Raw genomic sequence first — 12,269 nt, forward strand, 5'->3', positions numbered from 1 at the left:
CGACTAATTAATAAGATAAAATAATAATATAAACTATTTTTATCAAATCATCAGGTCAGTAGACGTCATCAGATACTGTGTTTATATTTTCCTGCTCATTATTTTTAAGGAAAATAAAAAACCAGCCGTTAAGCTGGTCTCTTATTGTGGGGCATCAAATCCTAACGCTTATGACGCTTATTTTTTCAGTTGTAACGTCGTCATACAGGTTTGGCTCTCAGCATGGGTTGCAAAAGGTGATCGTCCTTTAACCCCCTGATAACTCACTTCAATCGTCCCCTCGGTATTACGTGGCAACCAAACACCGATAAAACCATTTTGATAGCTGGTGAGTGTGTCCTGCATGATAACTTTGCCGGTTTTATCGGTAATTTTTACATCAAATGGAGTATTTGCCAATTCGCCACGGCAACCAGACAAACTGTGATTAAAACAGGGGTGAGTTTGGTTCACAAAAGGGGCAAATGAGAGATAGAATTTGTCGCCCAAGGGAAAAGTATACTGCTGTTGCCCATCAGATAATGTCAATTCAGTACCGGTTACCGAGGCCGAATATGCCAGAGGGCGCTCTTGTTTCAACTGATCGATGGTTTCAATCATCTGCTCAGTGGTTTTCCCCGCCAGGCCATGTTGAGTCAAAAATTCCGTTTCAGCCGCAGAAACGGATTGCGCTGAGGCAAACTGGCTGAAAGTGACTGCGGCTAAAGCAATAATCGCTAACCGTGCTACCGAAGCAAACGTTTTATTCATTGTGATGGGCCTTTCGATAAGAGTAATAATGGCTATATAAGTGAAGGTAAAATTAACCCTCCCCTTGGGGGAGGGTCAAATACAGATTTGAATAGAAAGGTAAGTTAAAGTATATATATGGTTTCTCTTGAACGACATCAAATTAATACTGTGACATATCCCTCAATCTTGATTAATTAATATCAGGGTGCTGAGCAATCAGGTTCTTTCTCTTTGTCTCAAGTTCAGCTATTTGCTGATCAATATCTTCAATATTCTGTTCGATATGGTCATGGTGCTCCTGCAATATCTCTTTGGCTTCCGCCCGATCAGACGCGGCGGGTGTCGCACCTTTCAATGGCTGGTTGGCGGTCTCTTTCATAAATACTCCGGTAACCAAGCCAATAACGGCCACGACCATCAGATAATAAGCCGGCATAAACAGATTTTGTGTGCTTTCCACCAACCACGCGGCTGCCGTTGGCGTCAGGCCAGCAACCAGTACCGAGACATTAAAAGCGATAGCCAATGCACTGTAACGAATATGGGTTGGGAACATCGCCGGTAATATTGAGGCCATCACACCGGTAAAACAGTTAAGTAAAATAGCCAGAATCAGCAAACCACAAAATATCAAACCGATAATACCGCTATTAATCAGGATAAAACTGGGAATGGCGAGAATAAATAGCCCAACACTACCGAAAATAACAAAAGGTTTACGGCCAAATCTATCACTCATTAACCCCATAACCGGCTGCACAAATAGCATCCCCAACATGATGGCAATGATAATCAGCACGCCGTGATCTTCGGAGTAATGCAGGCTGTGGGATAGATAACTCGGCATGTAGGTCAGTAACATGTAATAGGTGACGTTAGTCGCAATCACCATACCGACACAAATGGTCAGATTCTTCCATTGCGTGGTTAAAATTTCACGAAAAGAGACCTTCGGTGGCTGCGCGATATTATGGCGCGAGTCACGGTCCATTTTATCCACATACTGTTGAAAAGTAGGTGTTTCTTCAAGTGCATGCCGTAAATAGATGCCAATTAATCCTAAGGGTGCAGCAACGAAGAACGGAATACGCCATCCCCATTCAAGGAAGCTGGCTTCGCCCACAATACTGGAAATCAGAACGACCACCCCAGCCCCTAAGATAAAACCAGCAATGGAACCAAAGTCCAACCAACTGCCGAGAAAACCACGCTTTCTATCCGGTGAATACTCAGCAACAAAAATAGCAGCCCCAGTATATTCGCCACCGACAGAAAACCCCTGTGCCAGTTTTGCCAATAATAACAATATCGGTGCCCAAATTCCTATCGAGGCATAAGAGGGAATCAAACCAATGCAAAAAGTACTGACCGACATAATAATGATGGTGACGGACAACACCTTTTGCCGCCCATATTTATCACCTAACGCCCCAAAGAATAAGCCGCCGAGGGGCCGAACCAGGAAAGGCACCGAAAAGGTTGCCAGCGCAGCGATCATCTGGATACCGGGATCAGCACCGGGGAAAAATACCTGCCCAAGTGCGAAGGCGACAAAACCATACACCCCAAAATCGAACCACTCCATGGCGTTGCCCAACGCCGCAGCGGTGATAGCCTTCTTCAGTTTGGTATCATCAATGATTGTAATATCATTGATTTGCATAGGTTTAACGTTCTTTTTTCTGAAATACATCTTATCCTCCCTTTTTTTCCTAATGGCGCGACCCTATAAAGCCAAAGTCATTAATGGCAGTCATATATGCTACGAATTGAAAATTTTACAGAAGGTTTATAATGATAGTTGTAAAAAGCTGAGATGTGTAGCACCACTGGCGCTAATCATTAGAATGACCCATTGAAATGTTCCGCAAAACTTTATTCACATCAAACGGCTAATAAAGTGAATCCAAGGGGAAATGTCCCTTTGAGATCATAGTGACTTATGCCACCGGAGCGCGCCAAGGAACAGTCGCTACTTGGTTATCGGGGCCACAAACTGGATTTGTCTGCCCCCCATAGATAAAACTCAATTACGCCTGCGGGCCTTCATCCGAGGGTTGCTTGCGCGTTTTTGCCCACTCTCGCAGCCGCTGAATATGCAGATACAATGCTGGAATAAACAATATTCCCACGGCGGTGGCCATCAACATGCCGCCAAACACCGTAATACCAATAATCTGGCGGCTCATTGCCCCGGCTCCGCTGGCAAAAACCAGCGGCATCACGCCAAGAATAAATGAGATTGCCGTCATCATTACTGCGCGGAAACGCTGTTTAGCGCCATCCCGGGCGGCATCGGCAATACTGGCCCCCTCCTCCCGTCGCGCTTTAGAGAATTCGACAATTAGGATCGCATTCTTGGCAGCCAGTCCTATCAATAGCACCAATCCGATTTGCGCATAGACATCGTTGGCAAAACCCATGGCCGTCAACCCTGCGACCGCCCCACCGACTGCAAATACCACCGAGAGAATAACCACCAGCGGAATGCTCCAGCTCTCATACTGGGCGACTAAGAACAGATAGGCGAATACCAACGCAGCAAGATAAATAAACACTACCTGACCGCCAGTTTGCTGCTCCTGCCATGACATGCCGCTCCAACTGTAGCTGTAACCCGGTGGTAAATGTTGCGCCAATAGTGATTCCATTGCCGCCATGGCCTGACCGGAGCTGGCCCCGTCAGCCGCAGAACCGCTGATTGCCACCGAAGGGAACTGGTTGAAGTTACTGATAAATGGCGCACCAACCGAGGGGGTCAGGGTGACAAGATTTGCCAGACTGACCAACACACCGTTGTCACTGCGCACATTCAGGCTATTTATTTGCGCAGTCCGCTGGCGGAAATCCATATCATTCTGTAATTGCACGCGAAACATGCGGTTATTCAGGGTGAAGTCACCCGCATTCATCCCTCCGAGAGACGTTTGCAGCGTCTGAAAGATCCGGCTAACCGGCACCTGTAATAGCGCGGCACGGTCACGGTCGATACTCAGATTGGTTTCAGGCACCGAGGCGCTGAATGTAGTAAACACCCGGCTGAGTTTCGGGTCCTGATTGGCCGCAAAAATAATCCCCTGACTGACCTGGGCCAGCTCTTGCGGTGACTGGCCCAGCAGCGCCTGAATACGTAAATCAAAACCAGAAGCACTGCCCAGACCGGCTATGGCCGGTGGGTTTACCGCCATAATCATCGCGGAGGGAATAGCCGCCAGATTGGCCTGAATGCTGGCCAGCACGCGGTCAATAGGTGGCCGTTGCCCCCAAGGTTTTAGCATCACAATGGCAAAACCGGCATTAGGCGCATTGTTGCCACTGAGCAAGCTGAAACCGGTGATTTTTATCACATCCTCAACCGCATCGTTGGCGGTCACCTGCTGATACATCTGGTCCATCACCGTCTGAGTGCGATTAAGGGAGGCCCCATCCGGCAGTTGTAAGCTGACAAAGAAGTAACCTTGATCCTCCTCTGGCAGGAACGACGTCGGCAGGCGGGTATAACCCCACAAGGTTGCCAGCCCCACCAGCAACAGCGCGGCAATACTGAACACTGCGCGGCGGCTGATTCGGCCGGTCAGCGCCACATATCCATCACGGGCGCTGTCCAGCCCACGGTTGATACCGCCAAACATTCCCGTGGTCGATAGCGTACGCCGCTTAAGTAATAGCGCACATAACGCCGGACTGAGGGTTAGCGCATTAATACTGGATAAAATAACCGCTGCCGAAAGCGTCACCGCAAACTGCCGATACAGTTCGCCGATGATCCCCGGCAAAATAGCAATCGGGACAAATACCGCCATCAGCACCAACGTCGTGGCGATAATCGGCCCGGCTATCTGGCCCATGGCCTGCATGGTCGCCTGCGCTGGCGATAAATTAGGGTCATTCGACAATAAGCGCTCGACGTTTTCAACCACCACAATGGCATCATCCACCACGATGGTCAGCGCCAGAATAATGGCAAATAAGCTGAGGGTATTAGCTGAATAACCAAAGACATACAGCACAGCAAAAGTGCCAAGTAGGGAAACCGGAATGGTCAGAGCGACAATAAACGTTGCTCGCATACTTTGTAAAAATAGATACACCACCGCCAGCACTACGATCAAGGTCAACGTCAGTGAAACTGCGATTTCATGCAATGTTGCGGTGACCGGCAGGGTGGAGTCATAATTGATTTCATAGGTTAAGTCTGGCGGGAAAGAAGCTGACAGACGAGCCATTTCATCGCGCACGCCATTGGCGACATTTAACGCATTCGCACCGGGTACCGGGTAAACCACTAAAAATGCAGATTCAGTCTGGTTTTGTGCTGCACTGACCTGATAATTCTGCGCCCCCAGAGCAACGCGAGCAACATCACCCAACCGAATCATGCCGCCCTGTGAATTGCTGCGAATAATCACATTGGCAAACTGTTGCGGATCGGTCAGCCGCCCCTGTCCACTGATGGTCAGAGTCTGTTGTTGACCGGGCATTGACGGTGACGAGCCAATCTGCCCGGCTGCCGCCTGTACGTTTTGTTGCTGTAATGCCGCGACAATATCCTGCACGCTGACATTCAGTGATTCCATGCGTTGCGGATCCAACCAAACGCGCATGCTGTAATCGCGCGCGCCGAATACTTGTACATCACCGACACCATTAATACGCGCAATAGCATCTCGTAACTGGATGCTGGTGTAGTTACTGACAAACAGCGGATCATGGGTCTGTTTCGGTGAAAAGACACTGACTCCCAGTAACAGGTTAGAGGCCCTTTTACGCACCGAGATACCGTTGTCATTCACTTCCGCAGGAAGCTGGGCGCTGACCTGAGAAATACGGTTTTGCACCTCAACCGCCGCCATATCTGGATCGGTGCCACTGGCAAAAGTAATACTGAGTTGATAGCTACCATTATTAGCGCTGGTCGACTCCATATACAGCATATTGCTGACGCCGTTGACCTGCGCTTCCAGCGGTGAGGCTACGGCTTGCGCCACATCACGGGCGCTAGCCCCCGGATAGACGGCACTCACGGAAACCACTGGCGGCGTAATATCAGGGTATTGTTCCACCGGGATCACATGCAAAGACACCCAGCCAACAATGGTGATCACCAGTGCAATAACAATGGCAAACTTGGGGCGACGGATAAAGAAATGCAGCATCTGGCTTTCCCCTTAGTTGGCTGTCAGCGGCGTAGCAACACTGGCGCTAACCGTCATACCAGGCCGGACATGTTGCAGCCCGGCCACAATGACGCGTTCGCCCACTTTCAGCCCGTCAGTCACCTCATATTGTTGTTCGAACTGTTCACCCAGAGTCACCGGCCGCACTTCAACTTGATCTTTATCGGTCACCACCAAAACAAAATGGCCCTGTTTATTCTGCTGTAATGCGGCTATCGGTATGACAGTAACTGGTTTGGCGGTTTCTGCGGCCAGCGACACATTCACCACCCCACCAGGCAATAGCAAATGCCGTGGATTGGCAAAACGGGTACGAATAGTCACGGTACCGGTCTGTTTATCGATTTGGTTATCAACGGATTCAAAAACGCCGCTTTCCGGATACTGTTTACCATTCGCCAGTTGAATACGTGGCGTGAAGTGCCCAAATGGCGATGGGGTATTCTCTGTGGCGGTTGATGCCGCACCTGCCGCCGATAACTGATAGGTCGCCGTGATGTAATCTCTTTCATTGACGGCGATAGCCACCCGAATCGGATCAAGCTGCACAATATTCACCAAAGTGCCGCTGGCCGGATTAATCAGGCTGCCGACATTAAAGCGGCTGTGGCCAATCTGGCCCGCTATTGGGGCATTAATACGGGTAAAGCCGAGCTGCAACTGCTGAATTTGCAGGTTTGCCTGCGCCTGAGCCACCGCCGCCCGGCTGATATCCCGCTGCGCCTGCGCTTCATCGACTTCGGCCTGACTGACTGAGCGGTTATTCCCCAAACGTTGTAACCGGGTCAGGGTCACCTGCGCATGATTGGCGCTGGCTGTTGTGCTATCTAACTGCGCCTGCGCCTGAGTAACTGACGCCTGATGCAAGGCGGGATCAATTTCATACAGCAACTCTCCCTGCGTGACCATCTGCCCTTCGGTGAATAATCGACGAGCAATAAATCCTTCGGTTCGGGTGGTCACATCCACCGCTTGAATCGCTTCCACTCGTCCGAGGTATTGCAACGCAGTGTCCGGCGTGATGGATGCTACCAGCGCTACCGTTACCGCCGGCGGTGCTGCTGCCATCGCACTATGTGCACCGACACTCAGCAACAGTAAAACCATGGCTCGCGGTAAACGCGAAGTTGCCCGCAAAGGGCGGCTCTGATCAACCAAGATCCGTGGCACGTAACGGATTATCGTGGACCGAATCAAATTCAGTGTAACCATGGTCATTCCTTACTCTCAGCAGCAGTGATAAATCATGAGTTGATATAACCAAAGAACTTGGGATCGCGGGTAGGCTTCAAGTGCTCAGGGGAGTTATTGCTCGCAGCCATAATCTGGCTCGAGAGAAGGTAACGTATTACAGCTACGATAATAAACAACTAAGATTATATATAGATAGAATTATGTTAGGTTGTAGCGTCTCAGAGTCCCCATATCCTGCTGATTAACCCGATATTTTTAAGTGCTAAGAGAATCCACTATGACAGACTCCGAACAGCCAGAGTCAGCATCACGAACAAAAGGAGGAAATGTTTTCTTTGCAAAACAGACTCTACAGGCCATGGCTTTACTGGTTGGGATAACCCTTATTATTGCTATTGTGGGCATTATCTACATCGCCTCACAATTAAATGAGCGAGCCGTATCTCAAAGCCATTTTCTGGTTGAAAAAGCGTGGAAAATGCGTCAAGACGCCATAAAAAGCAGAATAAAAGATAATGCTTTTTGGGGCGATGCTTATGAACATCTACATATAAAAGTAGATACTAACTGGGCCTTCGTTAGCCAAAATTTGGGGCCATCACTTTATGACGACTTTCGTTATGAAGGGGTCTTTGTGATAGATGGGCAAGGAAATACCCGTTATTCAGTCATTGATGGGCAATTGGTGAATACCAACCTATCCAATTGGCTTGACGAAGAGATTACGCCGTTAATTAACGCGGCACGTAAACGGGCTGAAAAACAATATATCGCCACGGAAACCATCGAAATTTCCGGGCAGCCGGTTATCATTGCCGCAGCAGCATTAACCCCGGGCGGCGATCCTCATGTTAAATCAGTGGCGGGGTCACCTTCTGTTCTGGTATTTATCGATTTTCTGACACAGACCGAGCTTAATACCTTAGGTGAAGATTACGGTATCCATAACCTTCGCACCCCACGGGGCAAAAAAGACACCTCCTCCAGTCCCTCGCTAGCGTTATCCTCAAGTGATAATGCTGAACTGACCTTGCTCTGGGATCAAGATATGCCGGGCGCGCAGCTACTCAAAGTATTGCTCCCGCTACTGGCGTTGGTGGCGCTGATCCTTGGGCTGTCTGGTTGGTTAGTCCTGCGGCGTACGATGTCCGAGGCGCGGGATGCGGATAAAAATAAAGATGCTTTAATCGCTAGCGAAGAGCGTTTTCGCCATGTGGCAGAATCGGCCACCGACTGGTTATGGGAAACCGATGCCGAACTGCGCATCACCTATCTGTCACAGCGGTTTTTAACCATTACCGGATTAAACGTGGATAGCTGGCTGGGGCGCAATCTTGATGCACTGTTAAATAATGACATTATTCCGCTGCGATCCTGGTTGCGACAAACTCATCTGACTGAATCCCGTAATGAGCTGCAATGCACTTATTTCTCTGCCAAAGGCGAGAAATGTATCTGCCGGATTTATGCCAAACCTATTATTAAAAACAACCAAACTATCGGGTTTCGTGGCACCGCCTCAGATATTACCCGTGAAATAGCAGCACAAGAACGTATTCAACATCTTTCTCTACATGACGTGCTGACCGGTTTACCTAACCGCCTGCGGATGAAAGAGTTTTTGGAAAATAAGTTACGGCATCTGGCTGCCGCACCGTACCCACTGGTGATCCTCAATGTTGATTTGGATAAATTTAAACCGGTTAACGATACTTTCGGTCATATTACCGGTGATCTGGTGTTGCATCAGGTCTCTGAACGTCTAAGAAGCTGTTTACGCGATCAGGATTTAGTCGCGCGTCAGGGGGGTGATGAGTTCATTTTGATTATTAGCGGCCTTTCTTCAAAAAAAGAAATTGCACAGCTCTGTGCCCGAGTTATCGCCCGAATCGAAGCGCCTTATAATATAAATGATCAAGATATTTATATCGGTGCCAGCATCGGTATTGCACTCGCGCCGCAGGACTCAATTCAAGCCGAGGAACTGTTGCGCTTTGCTGATATTGCCATGTATGAAGCCAAAAACAGTGGTCGTAACCGTTGGAGTTTCTACTCCAGTGAAATGAATGAACGCCTGATGCAGCGCAGTGAGCTGGAACGTTTTTTACGTCAGGCCGTCAAACACAACGAATTCAGTCTTTATTATCAACCACGCTACCGTATCGCCGGGACGAAACTTACCGGTGCTGAAGCATTAGTGCGTTGGAATCACCCGATTCTGGGGCTGTTGATGCCGGATCAATTTATTGCGCTGGCAGAAGAAACCGGATTTATCACCTCAATCAGCGACTGGACCCTGTTGCAGGCATGCCAGGATGCGTCAACATGGCACCCGTTACTGATTGTTTCTGTCAATATTTCTGCCATTGAATTCAGGAGTCAGCGTCTAATCGAACGGGTGCGCAAAGTCCTGCGACTGACAGGGTTACCCAGTCATCGGCTGGAGTTGGAAATCACCGAGCGGATCATGATTGAAGATGCCGACGGTGCCTTTAAAACCATGACAGCCTTAAAAACCCTTGGTGTGCGCTTATCGATGGATGATTTTGGTACCGGATACTCTTCACTTAATTATCTGCGCCGTTTCCCGTTCGATGGGCTAAAAATTGATAAAAGTTTTATCGATGAACTGGCCGAATCATACGAGGGTCAGTCGATTGTTGAAGGCATCATTAACCTCGGTCATGCGCTCTCCATGACGGTGACTGCCGAGGGAGTAGAAACCGCAGAACAACTCGGCTACTTGCAAACCCTGATGTGCGATGAAGTACAGGGTTACCTATTAGGTAAGCCAATGAAACTGAATGATTTATTGGTTGTTATCAGTAATGCGAATGACGATTAGCCGAGCGCTAACCGATACTGTTCAGCCGGTTGGTCACTGGCGGATAGCGGCAGCAATCAGTGCCTGCCCTAGCGCCAGGCCGCCATCACCGGCAGGTAAACGCTGAGGCAGCAATAGTTGGAAATCATGCAGTTGTGCGCGGAGTAATTCACGCAATAACCGGTTATGCAGCACGCCACCGGACAAGACGATGGTGTCAATACTAAAGTGCTGTGCTGCCCGGCGGGCTAAGGTTGCCAACCCTTGCGCCAGCGCGTAGTGAAATGCGTAGGCCCGCTCGGCTGGCGAGGCATCATAAGCCAGCCATTGTTGCCAGAAGGTGGCTAAATCCAGTTGGTTATCGTGCAACGGCATCGTTACCGGCGGGACTAAAACCGCGCTTTGCCGCGCCAGTGCTTCCAGCAGGCAAGCGGCTTCCCCCTCCCAGCTTATTGAAAGCGGAACAATATTTAGCGCAGCGGCTACAGCATCAAATAACCGACCCGCAGAGGAGGCCAGCGGTGCATTAATCCCCCGCTCAATTGCCCTCGCCAGTACTGCCCCCTGCGGCTGAGGAATAACCGTACTCTCAGGTAGATGTTGCCAATCTGGGACAAAGCGCTGCCATTGCGCCAGCAGGTTGCGCCACGGCTGACGGGAAGCAAGATCACCACCGGGCAAGGCCACCGCAGGCAAGCCACCAATGTATTCATAACTCGCATAATCTACTCGTAAGCATTCACCGCCCCACAATTGCCCATTAGCGCCATAGCCCAGCCCGTCCAGCGCTAAACCAATCACCGCCCCACCGTCACGCGGCCAGCCATGCTCTGCCAAACAAGCCACCAGATGGGCATGATGATGCAGCACTTCAACACAAGGAATACCCTGTTGCTGCGCTAACACTTTGCCCCACTGATGGCTGACGTAACCGGGATGAGCATCCACCACTACGGCTTGTGGGGTGAAATGGTAAATATCGCAAAACAGCGCCACTAGCTGTTGCTGTTGCTGCGCAATATCGGTGTCAGCCAGATCCCCCAGATGCTGGCTCAATACCGCATTGTGGTCACGCAGCAAGCAAAAAGTATTTTTCATATCAGCACCCAGTGCGAGGATCGCCGGTTGCTGGCCGAACCCTGGTGGCAGCGCGAAAGCATCCGGGACATAACCGCGCGCACGGCGTAGCATTTCAGCCTCGCCATGGATGAAACGCAACAATGAGTCATCGGCCCGTTGGACGATTTTCCTGTCGTGCAGTAACCAGTGATCGGCAATGCCACTCAGGGCGCTCAGGGCCTGTTCATTGCTTAAGGCCGGTGGCTTACCGCTCCCATTACCCGATGTCATCACCAGTGGGCGCGCCACTTGTTGCAGTAACAGATGTTGCAACGGATTGGCGGGCAGCATCACACCAATTTCAGGTAAATCCGGTGCCACCGCCGCACATAACGGGCTGTCAGAATGCTTCGCGACCAATACGATAGGAGCCGCCGGGCTGCGTAATAATCGCAACAAAGCCTCAGTATCGGTACTTTGAACACAGGTTTTCAGCCAGTTGGCATCGGGTAACATCACCGCCAGCGGTTTGGCAGGGCGATATTTACGCAGACGCAGACGGGCCACCGCCGCCGCATTGGTGGCATCTACCGCCAAATGAAAGCCTCCTAATCCTTTGATGGCAACAATCTCGCCAGCCAATAGGGCGGCAGCAGCCTGTTGCAAGACGGTAAAACCCGGTGCCACGCTCTGCCCATTCGCGCCGCTCAGCCACAGTTGCGGGCCACAATCTGCGCAGGCATTGGGTTGAGCATGAAAACGACGATCGGCTGGGTGGTCATATTCTGCCTGACAAGCCGCACACAGCGGAAACTCTCGCATCGCGGTATAGGGCCGGTCATAGGGTATACGGTGAATAATGGTGAAGCGCGGGCCGCAATGAGTACAGTTGATAAATGGGTAACGATAGCGGCGGTTACCAGGGTCATTCATTTCATGCAGGCAGGCATCACAGGTGGCGGCATCTGGTACGATTTGGGTGTCCATCTGCCCGGCACCGCTGTGCCGAATCACAAAATCCAGTGGCGGCAGTCCCCAGTGGTAAGGCGTGCTGACAATGCTGTCAATACGCGCCAGTGGCGGGCAATCCAGCGGCAGCGCCTGTAAGAAATCCGCCACCGCCAATGATTGCCACAAGTGAATAGTCACCCCTGCACTGTCGTTGCTGACATCGCCATGCAGCCCAAAACGGTGGGCAAGCTGCCAGATATAGGGACGAAAACCCACCCCTTGTACCTTGCCTTTTACCTGCAGGCAGAGGCCGTTTATCTTCACATTACACT

General features: G+C 50.4%; 6 protein-coding genes. 1 reads left to right on the forward strand and 5 read right to left on the reverse strand.

Features of this window, described 5'->3' with window-relative positions; genetic code table 11:
* Window positions 1–177 precede the first annotated feature (177 nt).
* From cueP to AEP37_RS05980, 4 genes are all read right to left on the reverse strand, one after another.
* Window positions 178–750, reverse strand: a complete 573-nt coding sequence (cueP, locus tag AEP37_RS05965; RefSeq protein WP_049611314.1) for a copper-binding periplasmic metallochaperone CueP — start codon at window positions 748–750, stop codon at window positions 178–180.
* A 172-nt stretch (window positions 751–922) separates the two neighbouring features.
* Window positions 923–2,425: a glycine betaine/L-proline transporter ProP gene (gene proP / locus AEP37_RS05970; protein ID WP_049611317.1), complete on the reverse strand. Its 1,503-nt coding sequence runs from the start codon at window positions 2,423–2,425 to the stop codon at window positions 923–925.
* Window positions 2,426–2,762: 337 nt separating this feature from the next.
* Window positions 2,763–5,888, reverse strand: coding sequence for an efflux RND transporter permease subunit (locus AEP37_RS05975; protein WP_049611320.1), 3,126 nt, complete (start codon window positions 5,886–5,888; stop codon window positions 2,763–2,765).
* A 12-nt stretch (window positions 5,889–5,900) separates the two neighbouring features.
* The gene (locus AEP37_RS05980; protein WP_049611323.1) at window positions 5,901–7,121 is read right to left on the reverse strand and encodes an efflux RND transporter periplasmic adaptor subunit; all 1,221 of its coding nucleotides are present in this window, start codon (window positions 7,119–7,121) and stop codon (window positions 5,901–5,903) included.
* Between the two features lie 259 nt (window positions 7,122–7,380).
* On the opposite strand from AEP37_RS05980, the gene AEP37_RS05985 reads away from it, so the two are divergent.
* Complete coding sequence (locus tag AEP37_RS05985) at window positions 7,381–9,948, forward strand: bifunctional diguanylate cyclase/phosphodiesterase (protein ID WP_049611326.1); 2,568 nt, start codon at window positions 7,381–7,383, stop codon at window positions 9,946–9,948.
* A gap of 33 nt (window positions 9,949–9,981) precedes the next feature.
* Here AEP37_RS05985 and hypF read toward each other — a convergent pair whose 3' ends face one another.
* Window positions 9,982–12,261 (reverse strand): carbamoyltransferase HypF, encoded by a 2,280-nt coding sequence (hypF, locus tag AEP37_RS05990; RefSeq protein WP_049611329.1) that lies wholly within the window; start codon window positions 12,259–12,261, stop codon window positions 9,982–9,984.
* Between the last annotated feature and the right edge of the window lie 8 nt (window positions 12,262–12,269).

This window comes from Yersinia pekkanenii (genome assembly GCF_001152565.1).
GTDB lineage: Bacteria > Pseudomonadota > Gammaproteobacteria > Enterobacterales > Enterobacteriaceae > Yersinia > Yersinia pekkanenii.